General features: G+C 64.9%; 14 protein-coding genes. 4 read left to right on the plus strand and 10 right to left on the minus strand.

The annotated features are described in order from the left end of the window. Positions 1-9 precede the first annotated feature (9 nt). Together CFE42_RS04800 and CFE42_RS04805 are read left to right on the plus strand one after the other, a co-directional pair. The gene (locus CFE42_RS04800) at positions 10-717 is read left to right on the plus strand and encodes an ABC transporter permease (RefSeq protein WP_004631691.1); all 708 of its coding nucleotides are present in this window, start codon (positions 10-12) and stop codon (positions 715-717) included. After that, a complete protein-coding gene (locus tag CFE42_RS04805; protein WP_004631690.1) occupies positions 714-1,412 on the plus strand; it encodes an energy-coupling factor ABC transporter ATP-binding protein in 699 nt (232 codons plus the stop codon). Before CFE42_RS04800 ends, CFE42_RS04805 begins: the two co-directional genes overlap by 4 nt. Here CFE42_RS04805 and CFE42_RS04810 read toward each other — a convergent pair. From CFE42_RS04810 to dnaK, 3 genes are all read right to left on the minus strand, one after another. Next, positions 1,356-3,254, minus strand: a complete 1,899-nt coding sequence (locus CFE42_RS04810) for a bifunctional anthranilate synthase component I family protein/class IV aminotransferase (protein ID WP_004631689.1) — start codon at positions 3,252-3,254, stop codon at positions 1,356-1,358. The genes CFE42_RS04805 and CFE42_RS04810 overlap by 57 nt on opposite strands. A 149-nt stretch (positions 3,255-3,403) precedes the next feature. Next, entirely contained in the window at positions 3,404-4,552 is a 1,149-nt protein-coding gene (gene dnaJ, locus CFE42_RS04815) for a molecular chaperone DnaJ (protein ID WP_004631688.1), read from the minus strand. A gap of 134 nt (positions 4,553-4,686) precedes the next feature. Then, positions 4,687-6,642 carry a molecular chaperone DnaK gene (gene dnaK / locus CFE42_RS04820; RefSeq protein WP_004631687.1) on the minus strand — a complete coding sequence of 652 codons (1,956 nt, stop codon included), beginning with the start codon at positions 6,640-6,642 and terminating at the stop codon, positions 4,687-4,689. A 264-nt stretch (positions 6,643-6,906) separates the two neighbouring features. Between dnaK and CFE42_RS04825 the strand changes: the two genes are divergently transcribed. Beyond that, the gene (locus CFE42_RS04825; protein WP_004631686.1) at positions 6,907-8,202 is read left to right on the plus strand and encodes a phospholipase A; all 1,296 of its coding nucleotides are present in this window, start codon (positions 6,907-6,909) and stop codon (positions 8,200-8,202) included. 12 nt (positions 8,203-8,214) lie between these two features. Here the strand turns inward: CFE42_RS04825 and rnk are convergent, their stop codons facing one another. The 3 genes from rnk to grpE all read right to left on the minus strand — a co-directional run bounded on the left by rnk (position 8,215) and on the right by grpE (position 10,038). Continuing rightward, positions 8,215-8,622, minus strand: coding sequence for a nucleoside diphosphate kinase regulator (rnk, locus tag CFE42_RS04830; protein ID WP_004631685.1), 408 nt, complete (start codon positions 8,620-8,622; stop codon positions 8,215-8,217). 329 nt (positions 8,623-8,951) lie between these two features. After that, positions 8,952-9,377 (minus strand): thioredoxin family protein, encoded by a 426-nt coding sequence (locus tag CFE42_RS04835; protein ID WP_004631681.1) that lies wholly within the window; start codon positions 9,375-9,377, stop codon positions 8,952-8,954. Positions 9,378-9,390: 13 nt separating this feature from the next. Next, positions 9,391-10,038, minus strand: coding sequence for a nucleotide exchange factor GrpE (gene grpE, locus CFE42_RS04840; RefSeq protein WP_004631678.1), 648 nt, complete (start codon positions 10,036-10,038; stop codon positions 9,391-9,393). Positions 10,039-10,300: 262 nt separating this feature from the next. On the opposite strand from grpE, the gene CFE42_RS23880 reads away from it, so the two are divergent. Then, entirely contained in the window at positions 10,301-10,498 is a 198-nt protein-coding gene (locus CFE42_RS23880) for a hypothetical protein (RefSeq protein ID WP_004631677.1), read from the plus strand. A gap of 21 nt (positions 10,499-10,519) precedes the next feature. Here the strand turns inward: CFE42_RS23880 and CFE42_RS04850 are convergent, their stop codons facing one another. From CFE42_RS04850 to hutG, 4 genes are read right to left on the minus strand one after another with little or no spacing between them, the layout of a single operon-like run. Continuing rightward, positions 10,520-10,918, minus strand: a complete 399-nt coding sequence (locus CFE42_RS04850) for an RNA-binding S4 domain-containing protein (protein ID WP_004631674.1) — start codon at positions 10,916-10,918, stop codon at positions 10,520-10,522. Further along, positions 10,915-12,030 (minus strand): ferrochelatase, encoded by a 1,116-nt coding sequence (gene hemH / locus CFE42_RS04855; RefSeq protein WP_004631671.1) that lies wholly within the window; start codon positions 12,028-12,030, stop codon positions 10,915-10,917. Before hemH ends, CFE42_RS04850 begins: the two co-directional genes overlap by 4 nt. Positions 12,031-12,086: 56 nt before the next feature. Further along, positions 12,087-13,322 (minus strand): imidazolonepropionase, encoded by a 1,236-nt coding sequence (gene hutI / locus CFE42_RS04860; RefSeq protein WP_004631668.1) that lies wholly within the window; start codon positions 13,320-13,322, stop codon positions 12,087-12,089. Next, on the minus strand, positions 13,315-14,292 hold the full coding sequence (gene hutG / locus CFE42_RS04865; RefSeq protein ID WP_004631667.1) for a formimidoylglutamase: 978 nt from the start codon (positions 14,290-14,292) through the stop codon (positions 13,315-13,317). Before hutG ends, hutI begins: the two co-directional genes overlap by 8 nt. Positions 14,293-14,294: the final 2 nt, after the last annotated feature.

Consider the following 14,294-nt stretch of genomic DNA (forward strand, 5'->3'; position numbering starts at 1 on the left):
GGCATCCGCATGGAAATCTGGTCGGCCACCGTCGACGCCTTCGCCCTGCTTGCCAGCGGCGATGCGGCGTTGTGGCGGATCGTCTGGGTGTCGTTGAAGGTGGCGATCGCGGGGCTGCTGCTGGCGGCGCCCCCCGGTCTGCTCATCGCTTACCTCATCGCCATGCACCGGTTTGCGGGGCGCCGTGCGCTGGTGGTGCTGGCGCAGGCATCGCTGTCGTTTCCGACCGTGCTGATCGGGCTGTTGCTGTATCTGCTGCTTTCGCGCCAGGGGCCGCTGGGTGGCTTCGGGCTGCTGTTCACGCAAGGCGGCATGATCCTCGGACAAGCGGTGCTTGGGCTGCCGGTGATCGTGGCGTTTGCACTGACTACACTTGAGCGGGCGGATCCGCGTCTCGCAGAAACCGCACGTGTGCTGGGCGCCGGGCGCGTCCGTTTGCTGTTGACGGTGTTTCGTGAATTGCGCTTCGGCCTCATGGCTGCAGTGGTGGCCGGCTTCGGGCGCGTCATCGCCGAAGTGGGCTCGGCGCTGATGGTCGGCGGCAACATCGAGGGCGTCACGCGCACCATGACCACCGCGATTGCGCTGGAAACAAGCAAGGGCGAGTTTGCACAGGGCATCGCACTCGGCATCGTGCTGATCGTGCTGGCACTGCTCGTCAACCTTGTGCTGGCGTGGTTGCAAGGGGCTGGCAACTATCGCAGGGAGCCGGCATGAGCGCGTTCTCGCAGCCCACGATGGTGTTTGAAGGCTTGCGCTGCCAGCACGGCGCGCGCGTTCTGTTCGAGATTCCGCGCCTGGCGCTGTCGGCAGGGCATGCGATTGTCATCACGGGCGCAAACGGCGTCGGCAAATCAACGCTGCTGCGCATGCTGGCCGGGCTTGCCCCCGCCGATGGCGCGACCGTCGATATGGGCCGCGGGCGGCAGGCGCTGTCACCCTACCCGCACGAGCTGCGCGCGCGGCTGACCTACGTACACCAGCACCCATACCTGTTCCGCACGTCGGTACGCGCGAATCTCGCCTATGGGCTGACCACGGGCGCGCACCGTGTCGCGCATGCGGAGTTGGCTGAGCGTGTCGAAGATGCGCTGCGCTGGGCGGGGCTGCAGCACGTGGTGGATGTACCGCCTGAACGCCTGTCCGGCGGCGAAACGCAACGCCTTGCACTGGCGCGCGCTCGCGCCCTGCAAACGGATGTGCTGCTGCTCGACGAACCGACATCGAACCTTGACGGCGCCGCGCGCGAGCAAGTCATTGCACTTGTGGGAGAACTGGCAGCAGAGGGCCGCACGCTGCTGATGGTCTGCCACGACCGCGAACTCATCAACCTGCCCGGCGTGGCGCGCTGGAAGCTAGAGCACGTCGACGGTCAGGGCCGGCTCGAAATGCGCGGGCACCACGCCGCGTAGGGCATTGCATACGGCGATGGCCTCGGCGCGGGCAACATCGGCGCGGGTGAGCGAACGCTCTTGCAGCGGCCCGCCAAGCCATGGCAAAGCGTCGTTCAAGAGCACGGCACGCATCACCCCCGGCAAGACGCCTGCGGACAGCGGCGGAGTGCACCACGCGCCATCGAGCTTGACCAGCAACGTGCTGCGCCCCCCTTCGGCCAATGTGCCATCGGCGTTGAAGAACACGGCATCGAATGCACCTGCGCGCTCGGCGGCCTGCCAGGCTGCATCGTAGCCTTCGCGCAACGTGGTCTTGTGCGTCGGCAGACTGTGCGTGACCTCACGCGGTTGCGATGCGACCAGCAGGCGGACCGGCGCATCCCAGCTGGCATGCAGCGGTGACAGCGGCACGGCCGATACGTTTGCTCCACCGTCCGGGGTAAGCAACAGGCGCATGCGATAGGCGCCCTCGCCTTCCAGCGTTGCGCACGCACGCGCCACATCATTCGTCAGTGCAGTCCGATCGAACGGGAAACCAAAGGCTGCCGCTGAACGCTCCAGCCGCGCCAGATGCCAATCCAGCAGCGCCACGCCATCGCGTGTCGCGCGCATCGTCTCGAACAACGACAACCCCGGGTCAAGCGCCGTCACGAAGCGCGCTTTCAGTTGGCACTCCGCGTACTCCTCATCGGCGATGCTGTCGTGCACGATGCCGGAGCCAATGCCTAGTTCGCCGCGACGCAGACCATCGGTGCCGGGCGCGCCAAGGACCAGCGTGCGGATCGCCACCGAGAAGCATGCGTCGCCCATCGCTCGATCGTCGGCAGGCGCATCGATCCAGCCGATGGCGCCGGTGTACAGACCACGCGGCTCGGGCTCGAGCGCCTCGATGATCTCCATGGTCCGCCGCTTGGGCGCGCCGGTGATCGAGCCGCACGGGAACAACGCTCGCAGGCAATCGGCAAGGCCGGTGGCGGGCGGAATCTCGGCCTCGACGGTTGACGTCATCTGGAGCACGCTGCCGAACGGCGTCACCTCGAACAACGCCGGCACGCGCACCGAACCTGCACGCGCGAGGCGGCCCAGATCGTTGCGCAAGAGGTCGACGATCATCAAGTTCTCGGCGCGGTTCTTTTCGTCTGCGGCCAGTGCGATGGCGCGGGCTTCGTCGACTTCGACGTCGCCGGAGGCTGGCGCGGTGCCCTTCATCGGCCGCGCGACAAGCTGGCCGGCGCGATGCGAAAAGAACAGCTCCGGCGAGCACGACAGGATCGCCGCACCCTCCGGCAGTCCGATGAATGCGCCATACGGCACCGGCTGACGCGCACGCAGGCGCCGATACAACGCCGCTGGCGCGCCAAACGCCGTCATGCGCAGGCGGTACGTGTAGTTGACTTCGTAGGTATCGCCCGCCGCAATCCAGTCATGGATGCGCGCGATGGCGTCGGTATAGGTGGCGTGATCGACGCTGGCCGCACAATCGAACAGGCCCGCTGCACCGCTCGCTTCGGGCCACGCGTCGAACAACGTATCGACCTCTGCCGGCGACAGCACCTGCATCGTGCGAAACAGCAGCACGCGCAGGCGGCCATCGTGACCAGGCAAGGAGGAGGAGATTTCGGTAAAAGCCGGCAGACCGACCAGCGGCCCACCAAACTCATACGGCGCAATGATCAGGGCATGCAAACCCTCGCGCCAGGCGGCACGAAGATCATCGTCCAGCCCCTCGAGCATGCCGGCCGGCCGGAAGAACTCGCCGGCATAACCGGTGTACCAGCGCGAGCACGGCGCGTCGCCCGAGGTGGCATCGTCCAGCAGCGCGAACGGCGCGCCGGCGTCTGGCGCTTGGAGCGGCTGCATGACGAAGTCCTGATCGAAAAGATGGTGTTCAAGAAGCCTCGAAAAGCGTAGCTAGCGGCCCGAGGTTGGTACGAGAAGCGCAGCCGTACATCGGTACGACGAGCATCACAGTGCCAAGCTCGGGCCGCGCGGTACCTTTGCGCGGCTTCTTACGAGGAGAAGAAGTTCTTTACCTTGTCCAGCCACGACTGCTCTTGCGGGCTGTGCCGCGAGCCGCCTTCGTGCACGGACTTGTCGAACTGCTTGAGCAGGTCCTTCTGGTGCTCCGTCAGCTTGACCGGCGTCTCGATGTTGATGTGCACGTAGAGGTCGCCCGCATAGCCCGAACGCACGCCCTTGATGCCCTTGCCGCGCAGGCGGAACGTCTTACCGGCCTGCGTACCTTCGGGCACCGTGAACGAGGCGCGACCACCCAGCGTCGGCACTTCGATGTCGCCGCCAATGGCTGCCGTCGCAAACGAGATCGGCATCTGGCAATGCAGATCGTCGCCGTCGCGCTCGAACACCGCGTGCTGCTTGATGTGGATTTCCACATACAGGTCACCCGGGGGCCCGCCGTTGATGCCCGGCTCGCCGTTGCCCGACGAACGGATGCGCATGCCTTCGTCGATGCCGGCCGGAATCTTCACTTCCAGCGTCTTCTGGCTCTTCAGCTTGCCCTGGCCGTGGCACTTGGTACACGGCTTGGGGATGTACTTGCCGCTGCCGTGGCACTTCGGACACGTCTGTTGCATCGTGAAGAAGCCCTGCGACACCCGCACCTGACCGGCGCCGTGGCAGGTGGGGCAGGTCTCCACGCTGGAACCGGGCTCCGCGCCCTTGCCATGACAGTGGTCGCACTCGTCCCAGTGCGGCACGCGGATCTGCGTATCGTAGCCATGCGCGGCCTGCTCCAGCGTGATCTCCATGCTGTAGCGCAGGTCGGCGCCGCGATACATCTGCGGGCCACCGCCGCGACGTCCGCCCTGGCCCTGGGCCTGCCCGAAGATATCGCCAAAGATGTCGCCGAAGGCCTCGGCAAAGCCGCCGCCAAAGCCTGCACCGCCCGCGCCAAAGCCGCCAGCCATGTTCGGGTCGACGCCCGCGTGGCCGTACTGGTCGTAGGCAGCCTTCTTCTCAGCGTCGGAGAGCATCTCGTAGGCCTCTTTGGCCTCCTTGAACTTGTCTTCCGCTTCCTTGCTGTCCGGATTGCGGTCCGGGTGGTACTTCATCGCGAGCTTGCGATACGCCTTCTTGATCTCGTCGTCGCTCGCGTTCTTACCCACCCCGAGCACTTCGTAGTAATCACGTTTTGCCATGGTGGCTTTAGTCGTCGCCTGTTTTTACTGCGTGTCGAATAGCAAAAAAGCCGAGCGTGACATCAGGTGCGTCCCGCACAACCCGATGATCACTGCCCGGCGTACCCTCACGTCCGCCTGGCGGACGATCTGGCTTACTTCTTGTCGTTCACTTCCTTGAACTCGGCATCGACGACGTTATCGTCGTGCGGTGCGCCTTGTCCGGCTTGCGCGCCTGCGTGGGCACCGGCGGCGGCTTGTTCAGCACCGCCGGCTTCGCCCTTGGCTTGCATGTCGGCGTAGACCTTCTCGCCGAGCTTCTGCGAGGCGGTTGCCAGCGCTTCGGTCTTAGCGTCGATCGCGGCCTTGTCGGTGCCCTTTAGGGTCTCTTCAAGTTCCTTGATCGCGGCTTCGATCTTGTCCTTCTCGCCAGCTTCCAGCTTGTCGCCGTACTCGCCCAGTGCCTTCTTGGTCGAGTGCACCAGCGCTTCACCTTGGTTACGGGAGTCGACCAGTTCGCGCAGCTTCTTGTCTTCCTCGGCGTTGGCCTCGGCGTCCTTCACCATGCGCTCGATCTCGGCTTCCGACAGGCCGGAGCTTGCCTTGATCGTGATCTTGTTTTCCTTGCCGGTCGCCTTGTCCTTGGCGCCCACATGCAGGATGCCGTTGGCGTCGATGTCGAACGACACTTCAATCTGCGGCGTCCCGCGCGGTGCCGGCGGAATGCCTTCCAGGTTGAATTCGCCGAGCATCTTGTTGCCCGAGGCCATCTCGCGCTCGCCCTGGTAGACCTTGATCGTCACGGCCGGCTGGTTGTCGTCGGCGGTCGAGAAGGTCTGCGAGAACTTGGTCGGGATGGTCGTGTTCTTGCCGATCATCTTGGTCATCACGCCACCCAGCGTTTCGATGCCCAGCGACAGCGGCGTCACGTCCAGCAGCAGCACGTCGGTACGGTCACCGCCCAGCACCTGGCCCTGGATGGCGGCGCCCACGGCAACGGCCTCGTCCGGGTTCACGTCCTTGCGGGCTTCCTTGCCGAAGAACTCCTTCACCTTCTCCTGCACCTTCGGCATACGCGTCATGCCGCCCACCAGGATCACGTCGTGGATGTCCGACACCTTCACGCCAGCATCCTTGATGGCGGTGCGGCACGGATCGATCGTACGGGCGATCAGGTCTTCGACCAGCGCTTCGAGCTTGGCGCGCGTGATCTTCAGGTTCAAGTGCTTCGGGCCCGAGGCATCCGCCGTGATGTACGGCAGGTTAATTTCAGTCTGCTGCGTGCTCGACAGCTCGATCTTGGCCTTTTCAGCGGCTTCCTTCAGGCGTTGCAGTGCGAGCACGTCCTTCGACAGGTCGACGCCCTGCTCCTTCTTGAACTCGCCGATGATGTAATCGATGATGCGCTGGTCGAAGTCTTCGCCGCCCAGGAACGTGTCGCCGTTGGTCGACAGCACTTCGAACTGCTTCTCGCCGTCCACGTCGGCAATCTCGATGATCGAGATGTCGAACGTACCGCCGCCCAGGTCATACACGGCGATCTTGCGGTCGCCCTTCTCGTTCTTGTCCAGGCCGAATGCCAGCGCAGCCGCGGTCGGCTCGTTGATGATGCGCTTGACGTCCAGACCGGCAATGCGGCCGGCGTCCTTGGTGGCCTGGCGCTGCGAATCATTGAAGTATGCCGGCACCGTGATCACGGCCTCAGTCACTTCCTCGCCCAGGTAGTCCTCGGCGGTCTTCTTCATCTTGCGCAGGGTTTCGGCTGAAATCTGCGGCGGTGCCAGCTTCTGGCCGCGCACTTCCACCCAGGCGTCACCGTTGTCGGCCTTGACGATGGAATACGGCATCAGGCCGATGTCCTTCTGGACTTCCTTCTCTTCAAACTTGCGGCCGATCAGGCGCTTGACGGCGTACAGCGTGTTCTTCGGGTTGGTCACCGCCTGGCGCTTGGCCGGGGCACCGACCAGGATCTCGCCATCTTCCATGTAGGCGATGATCGACGGGGTGGTGCGAGCGCCTTCGGCGTTTTCGATCACCTTGGGGGTGTTGCCCTCCATGATGGCGACGCAGCTATTGGTGGTACCCAAGTCGATACCGATGATTTTGCCCATGTTCTTGCTCCTCGAATCTGGTGTCAGGACTGCACTGAATACAAACTTGGATCGGATGTGGGAGTGCCGTCCGGCTTTTCAAGGCCGAATTTTGAAAAGTTGAGCATTTTGGCCGGTTTTTCCTGGGAAAGCACCCGAAAACGTGCGCTCCCTGGCAAAAACGTGCGTTTTGAACGCCCGGAGCCGCAAACCGGGCACAAAAGGTGTGGGTGGTACCCTTGCGCGCATTGCCACTCGCCGGACACGAACCTGGCTTTTGCGCCCATGCCGTTGCCCTCGCTTCGATCCATCCTTGGCGCTACCTTGCTTGCCGCATGCGCCGTGCCCTGCGCCGATGCGGCCGTTGCCCTCCTTCAGCCCTCCCGCCGCGTCAATGCCAACCAGCCGTTCAATCTGACCCTAGTCATTTCGGGAGACGCCGCCCAGCGCAGCTATGCCGTGCCAGCCAAGCTACGCGTCACCGCCAGCGCTGATCTGCAGGGCCCGGTAGAAGTGATTCTTGATCGACACAACGCTGGCGAAGAAACCCTGCACCTGCGTCTCGGCCAGGTCCGCACGGTCGCCTATACGGGCACGCTGCCCGAGGTGCTGCGCGGTACCGTCCGGATTGATGTGCCGGACCTGGATGCAGCGCCCGTTCTGGTGACGCTCGTGCGTGGCGCAGACGCCCCGCAGATTGCCGCGGATGGCGCCCCCACCGGCGCCGCCCGCAACGCCGCCGCCGAAGCGACCCGCCCCGGCGGCGCGCTCGGCACCAACCCGAGTGCGCTCGCTGCCAACGCAACCGCTACACCGCCCATTCCCGTGGCTGTGGCAGGCAATGGTGAGGCGTCCCGCCCCCCGGAAGAAACCGCGCGCCTGACGTTCCACGAACCCATGTTCGCCGCCGTGGGCGCGCATGGGGGCCTGAACGCCAAGTTTCAGTTGAGCTTCAAATTTCGGATTTTTCAGCCGGAAAACCCGGCATCGGCAGCGCTGTTCGATAACCTGTATTTCGGTTATACGCAGTTCTCGCTGTGGGATCTGGGCAAGGAATCGGCGCCGTTCAGGGATACGAATTACCGGCCGAGCGTCTTCTATTACCGCCCCGACACGGGCGTCCATGGCGGCGCGCTCACACGGCTATCGTTCGCGGCCGGCATCGAGCACGAATCGAACGGTCGCGACGGTGACGCCTCACGCGCCATCAACACCGCATTCGTACGCCCGACGTTCCACTTTGGTGACCTGAGCGATTACCACTGGAAGTTCGAGCCCAAGCTCTACGCGTACCTCACGCGCACCGGCAACACCGACATCGCCCACTACCGTGGTTTCGGGGATTTCCGCGTGTCGTACGGTGCGCCCAACGGCTGGGAACTGGCCGCCACGCTGCGCACGGGCACCCGCAAGGCCTATGGGAGCGTCGACGCGCAATTGACGTATCCGATGAGCCGAATCTTCACTGGCACGGCCGGCTATCTGTTCATCCAGTATTTCACCGGCTACGGCGAGAGCCTGCTCGACTACAACCACAAGCTGGGCTCGCAGTTGCGCGTCGGGTACAGCCTCTCGCGATAGGACGCAGCCGGCTTACAGCGTGTGCTGGCCGGCCGCCTCGGGCTGGAACGCCACGCGATCGATGCGCAACGAACGCTGAGCACCATTGGGCGCGGAGTATTTGACCGACTTGCCCGCGCGCGCGCCCAGCAGCGCAGCGCCCATCGGCGAGAGCACCGACAGCTTGGCCGACGCCACGTTGGCCTCTTCCGGGTAGACGAGCGTCCACTTTTGCTCGGCGCCGGCGTCGTCCACCACGCACACGACCGAGTTCATGGTCACCACATCGGCGGGAATCTTGTTGCTGGGCACCACGTTGGCGCGGGCAATCAGGTCGTCGACGAGATCGGCCAGCGGCGAATTGTTGCCCGCGCGGGTGGCAGCGTTTTCCAGGCGGGTGAGGTCCAGCTCGGTCAAGTAGATGGCGGCTGCTTTGGCCATGACGATCTCCTACAAGTCTGTGTTCAACACGAAGCAAAGCCGCTGCCGATAGCCGCACAGGCCAACGCAAAGCAGCGGCAAGGAAACCAGCGGGCACACAGGCCGGCCAGCGGTAACACGCACTAAAACTGCTGGTGAAAGAGAGCGAGCCCGGCGGCAACGTGCCGCTGGGGCACTAGAACGACCGCCGGGCGGCGGCAAGGGCCGCGGTCATCGCCTGAGCGGCGCGCGGCAAGGTGCGCATCATGCGCTTGGGGCGCACAGCACGGGAAGGCGAAGCAAGAAAGAGGGCCGCAGCCATGGGCGTCGACGTCATCATGGTCGCTGCCTCAGACAAGCGGCTTGCCGGCCAGCTTGTTGCGCGCATTGGCAACGGCGGCGGCAAACTGCGCGTGGCCATGCCAGCCGGTCGCCCGGCCAAGCTTCTTGCCACGATGGAAGAACATGAACACCGGAATACCGTGCAGGGCAAAGCGCTGGCCCAGCTCCGGGTGAGCATAAACGTTGGCATGCAGCCAACTCAGTCCCAGTTCACGCACGGCGGCCGGTTGCGCGAGCATGGCCTGCTTGGCCATCTCGCAGTTAAAGCAATCGACGCCCCAAAAGAACACGCACACGAGCGCATCGCCCGCGGCCGCAATGGCCGCGTCGAAGGTCTCGGTGTTCACCTCGCGCATGCCGAACGCCGCGAGCGCGGTCTTGTCGACCGGGATCGCGGCGTGGGCGTCGTGCGAAGTGGCTATGTTCTGGATCATGGGGCGCGTCGGCTCACTTGGGAGCCGCCACCGTCACGAGGGCCGGGCGCAGCACGCGGTCGGCCAGCGTGTACCCGCGCTGGAGCACCGCCACCACGGTGTTGGCTTCCTGGTCAGCCGGCACCATCGAGATAGCTTGATGGCGGTGCGGATCAAACTTTTCACCCACCGGGTTCAGCTCGGTCACACGGCCCTTCTCGAACGCGGCGTAGAGCTGCTTGAGCGTGAGTTCAACGCCCTCACGCAGCTTGGTGGCGTCGCCCGACGTGTCCGCCAAGGCGGCTTGCAGGCTGTCCATCACCGGCAGCAAGTATTCGGCAAAGCCTTCGATGGCGAACTTGTGGGCCTTGGCCACATCGTCCTGACCACGGCGGCGGATGTTCTCGCCTTCGGCCGTGGCGCGCGCCCAGTTTTCGTAATTCTGGCGAGCCTTTTCTTCTGCGGCCTCCAGTTGACGACGCAGTTCAGCGACGTCCACGTCGGCCACAGCTTCTGCCACGGCGGCTTCGTCACCGGCGACAGCCTCGGCGTCGGCGCTTGCGCGCTGCGCCTGACTCGAATAGGCATGGGCCGCTTGGCCCGTCGCCGATGCGTTCGGCTGGGTGGCTTGGCTGTCCGATGACATGTCCGAGTTCGAGGGGGTGTCCGAAGTGTGTTTCATAGCGCTGGATAAAGGGGATCGACGCACGGCATGTGCCCGGAATCGATCCGCTGGATTTTTACAAACGATTTGTCCCCGTTATGGGGCATTTGGCGCGCTTTTCAAGGGCGCCGGATGCGCGACAACTGTGCGCCGTGCATCACGAAATATGGGGTTACAACTTTCATCAGACTGCAACGGCACAGCAATTGCGACGCCCCAATTGGCCGCCTATGATGCAAGAAAAAATCGGGGGGCGCGAGCTTCTTTGAGGGTTCGTACCATGCACAACAAATTGCCCGTTCTGACCGTGCTTCTGCTGTTGACCCTGACCGCAGCCACAACGTTCATTTGCCTGTCTGGCGCTGTCACGCCACGTTATACGGAGTACGGCAGCGGCAAGGCATTCTTCAAGCACTACATCATCAAGCCGGCGCAGATGGAGCAGATGCCGCGCGGTTTGATGAGCGTATCAAGTTAGCACACACTCGCGCGGAATGCGTCATTCGCCGCCGAGTTTGTCGATGCGCCGCCGGTCGCGCTTGGTCGGCCGGCCGGCAATTTGTGTGGCGGGTTCCCGATAGAGCCGGCGCTTGTCGGCGTTCTCTTCGCGTTTTAAGCGACTGGTGTCCGTCTCGGCGTAGAGCGTTTGGGCGACCGAAGCTGGGCCGCGCACTTCCGCCAGCGCCAATACTTCCACTTCCCACTGCTGTTCATGCGCGTGCACCCGCACGCGGTCACCGATCTTGACATCCTTGGCGGGGCGAACCGCCTGATCGTTGATCTGCACGCGACCGCGCTCCACCGCGTCCGTCGCCTGCGAACGCGTCTTGAAGAAGCGCGCCGCCCACAGCCATTTGTCGATACGCACGCGATCGGCCGCGTCCGCGCTCACCTTCATGCGGCCGCTCCCTTGCTCTGCGCACGCGTGCGGCTGGCTTCCAGCACGTGCGGATGCGTAAGCGTGAGCGGCCAGCCCTGCAGATGCGCAAGCGCGATGTCGGCAATGCCGGCGATCCAGGCTTCGCTGTCATTGAGGCACGGGATGTAATGGAATTCCTTGCCGCCGGCGACACGGAAGGTCGACTGCCCTTCCATGGCGATCTCTTCCAGCGTCTCCAGGCAATCGGCCGGGAAGCCCGGGCAGAACACATCGACGCGGTTGGTGCCGACGCGGCCAAGCTCTTCCAGCGTGGGCGCGGTGTATGGTTGCAACCATTCGGCTCGGCCAAAGCGTGACTGGAACGTGACCAGGTACTGACCCGGCTGCAGGCCGAGCGCTTCTCCCAGCAAGCGCCCGGTCTTCAGGCATTCGCAGTGATACGGATCGCCCAATTCCAGCGTCCGTCGCGGCACACCATGAAACGACAGCACCAGCTTGTCGCCATGCGCGAAATCGGGTGCGCCGTGCTGTGCCCAATACGCCCCCACCTGCTGGTGCAGCGCATTGATGTAGGCAGGGTCATCGTGGAAATGCTTGACCAGCCGCAACTCCGGCTGATTGCGCATTTCGCCCAGCACGCGGAAGACCTCATCGAAGGCCGTCGCGGTGGTGGTGCCGGAATACTGCGGATACATCGGCAACACGAGGATACGCTCGACGCCCTGCTTGCGCAGCGCCTGCATGACGGACGGAATCGAAGGATTGCCATAGCGCATCGCACAGGCAACCACCACATCGTGGCCCTGGGCGTTCAGCAACTGCTGCAGCGCATGCGCCTGGCGCTCGCTGTAGACGAGCAGCGGCGAGCCCGTCATGTTGGCCTCGCGCAGCCATATGCTTTCGTACTTGTGCGCCGACGCCCGCGAGCGTAGCGGCACGATCAGCACGTTGAGGATGAACCACCACACGGCGCGCGGAATTTCCACAACGCGGGGGTCGGACAGGAACTGACGCAGGTAGCGGCCGACCTCGCGTGGCGACGTGCCGTCGGGCGTACCGAGGTTGACGAGCAGGATCGCCGTGCGATCGGGCTGGCCGTGCTGGAACAGGGGTTCGGGCAAGAAGGGCATGGGCGCGGGTTCGCGATAGACCGGCCGATTATACGAGCCGATTCATCGCGTGTTCCTTACGCCACCACGGCGCCGTCCTTGACCACACCAACACACGGGTTAAGCCCCATCGCGTACGCCAGATCGGCGGGCCGGTCGATGCGCCACAGAGCGAAATCGGCCGCGCAGCCCGGAGCGAGCACGCCACACGTGCCGGACAAACCGAGCGCTGCGGCAGCATGACGCGTGGCGCCGGTCAGCGCTTCCAGCGGCGTCATGCGGAACAGCGTGCACGCCATGTTCATCGCCAGCAGCAGCGACGACAACGGCGATGTGCCAGGGTTGCAGTCGGTCGACACGGCCATGGGCACACTGGCGGCACGCAGCGCGGCCATCGGCGGCAGGCGCGTTTCGCGCAGGCAGTAGAACGCGCCGGGCAGCAGCACGGCCACCGTGCCGGCTTGCGCCATGGCTGCGATGCCGGCCTCGGTCAGACATTCAAGGTGATCCGCTGAAAGACCGCCGTAGCGAGCCACCAGCGCCGAGCCGCCCTGGTCGGAGAGCTGTTCGGCATGCAGCTTGACCGGCAGGCCGTGGCGCTGGGCCGCGTCGAACATGCGCGCTGTCTGTGCGGGCGTAAAACCAATGGTTTCGCAGAAGGCGTCAACCGCATCGACAAGACCTTCTCCGGCAAGCGCGGGCAGCACATCGGCGCACAGATGATCGATGTAGTCATCCGCGCGGCCAGCAAATTCGGGCGGTACGGCATGCGCGCCGAGGAACGTTGTCCGCACGCGCACCGGCAACGCCTGGCCGAAGCGGCGCGCCACACGCAGCATGCGGCGCTCGGTTTCCAGGTTCAGGCCGTAGCCGGACTTGATTTCGACGGTGGTGACACCTTCGGCGCGCAGGGCATTCAGGCGCGGCAGGCTGGCTTCGGCCAACGCGTCTTCGCTGGCCGCCCGCGTGGCGCGAACGGTCGAGAGGATGCCGCCGCCCGCGCGGGCGATCTCTTCGTAAGGCACGCCGTTCAGGCGCGCTTCAAATTCATTGCTGCGGTTGCCGGCGTAGACGAGGTGCGTGTGGCAATCGATCAGGCCCGGCGTGAGCCACGCGCCGCCGCCGTCGTGCTCCCGCGTGGCGCGGGCGTTGACGGGCAGATCGGCCCGGTAGCCAAGCCACGCAATGCGGCCATCCTTGACGGCGATGGCCCCGTCGCGGATCTCGCCGTAGCCGTCAGCGTCGGCGGTGAGCGTGGCGAGGTGGACGTTGGTCCAGAGCGCATCCCAGTACGGATTGGCCGGATCAGCCATGTGTGGTTCCTTGCAGGCCAATGCCGTCTGCTACCCGTGCCACGAGGCGGGCAGCAACACGTGCCGTGTGGTGATCAATGTCGAGCGACGGGTTCAGTTCCGCCACATCCGCCAGCCGCAGCTTGCCCGAGCTGACCACGCGATCGACGATGGGCTCGATCAAGTCCATGCCCACGCCGCGTGCGGACGGCGCGCTCACGCCCGGAGCCACCGCGGCCGGCAGCACGTCCAGGCACATCGTCAGATAGACGTGGTCGACCTGACTCAGGAACACCTCGACCACCTTCAGCACGTGCGCGAGCTGCATCACGTCCATCTCATCGTCGTGCATCCAACGCACGCCGAGCTGGCGCGCACGCGCGAACAGCGCTTCGGTGTTGGCGTAGGTGCTCACGCCCAGGCAGGCGTAGTGGAACGGCCAGCCGCGCCGCGCACAGTCTTCGGCGATCTGGCGGAAGGGTGTGCCCGAGCTGCCGCGCTCGCCGGCGCGCAAATCGAAATGCGCGTCCAGATTGAGAATGCCGATACGCGGGGGCTGGTTGGATTTCGCCGCCAGATGCCGCGCCAAGCCGCCAAACGATGCCCACGCGATCTCGTGGCCGCCGCCGAGCGCGATCGGAAATGCGCCGCGGTCGAGCAGATCGTGCAGCACACCGGACAATTCGCTCTGCGCGTCTTCCAGCGCATCGCCCTGGCATGTCACGTCGCCCGCGTCGACGACCACGCGGCCCGCACGCGCGGGCAGGTTCGCGAGCATCTTGCGGATGGCCGCGGGGCCCGCCTGTGCACCGGTGCGCCCGTGGTTGCGTGCGACGCCCGCATCGCAGGCAAAGCCCGCCAGGGCGACGGTGTTGGCCAGCGGCGTCGATGCATCGATGCGGCGCACCGTCTGGTGCCAACGCAAGCCCAGCGGGCCTTCCTCCGCATCGACGCGGCCTTGCCAGACGTTCGGTTCGGCTTGGGCGAGCATGG

The sequence above is a fragment of the Ralstonia sp. PBBBR1 genome, from assembly GCF_002256165.1.
Taxonomy (GTDB): domain Bacteria; phylum Pseudomonadota; class Gammaproteobacteria; order Burkholderiales; family Burkholderiaceae; genus Ralstonia; species Ralstonia thomasii.

Excerpts from the sequence above, each read along its gene's own strand:
- CFE42_RS04800 (WP_004631691.1), top strand. The coding sequence starts at position 10 with ATGGAAATCTGGTCGGCCACCGTCGACGCCTTCGCCCTGCTTGCCAGC.
- CFE42_RS04805 (WP_004631690.1), top strand. The coding sequence starts at position 714 with ATGAGCGCGTTCTCGCAGCCCACGATGGTGTTTGAAGGCTTGCGCTGC.
- CFE42_RS04810 (WP_004631689.1), bottom strand. The coding sequence starts at position 3,254 with ATGCAGCCGCTCCAAGCGCCAGACGCCGGCGCGCCGTTCGCGCTGCTG.
- dnaJ (WP_004631688.1), bottom strand. The coding sequence starts at position 4,552 with ATGGCAAAACGTGATTACTACGAAGTGCTCGGGGTGGGTAAGAACGCG.
- dnaK (WP_004631687.1), bottom strand. The coding sequence starts at position 6,642 with ATGGGCAAAATCATCGGTATCGACTTGGGTACCACCAATAGCTGCGTC.
- CFE42_RS04825 (WP_004631686.1), top strand. The coding sequence starts at position 6,907 with ATGCCGTTGCCCTCGCTTCGATCCATCCTTGGCGCTACCTTGCTTGCC.
- rnk (WP_004631685.1), bottom strand. The coding sequence starts at position 8,622 with ATGGCCAAAGCAGCCGCCATCTACTTGACCGAGCTGGACCTCACCCGC.
- CFE42_RS04835 (WP_004631681.1), bottom strand. The coding sequence starts at position 9,377 with ATGATCCAGAACATAGCCACTTCGCACGACGCCCACGCCGCGATCCCG.
- grpE (WP_004631678.1), bottom strand. The coding sequence starts at position 10,038 with ATGAAACACACTTCGGACACCCCCTCGAACTCGGACATGTCATCGGAC.
- CFE42_RS23880 (WP_004631677.1), top strand. The coding sequence starts at position 10,301 with ATGCACAACAAATTGCCCGTTCTGACCGTGCTTCTGCTGTTGACCCTG.
- CFE42_RS04850 (WP_004631674.1), bottom strand. The coding sequence starts at position 10,918 with ATGAAGGTGAGCGCGGACGCGGCCGATCGCGTGCGTATCGACAAATGG.
- hemH (WP_004631671.1), bottom strand. The coding sequence starts at position 12,030 with ATGCCCTTCTTGCCCGAACCCCTGTTCCAGCACGGCCAGCCCGATCGC.
- hutI (WP_004631668.1), bottom strand. The coding sequence starts at position 13,322 with ATGGCTGATCCGGCCAATCCGTACTGGGATGCGCTCTGGACCAACGTC.
- hutG (WP_004631667.1), bottom strand. The coding sequence starts at position 14,292 with ATGCTCGCCCAAGCCGAACCGAACGTCTGGCAAGGCCGCGTCGATGCG.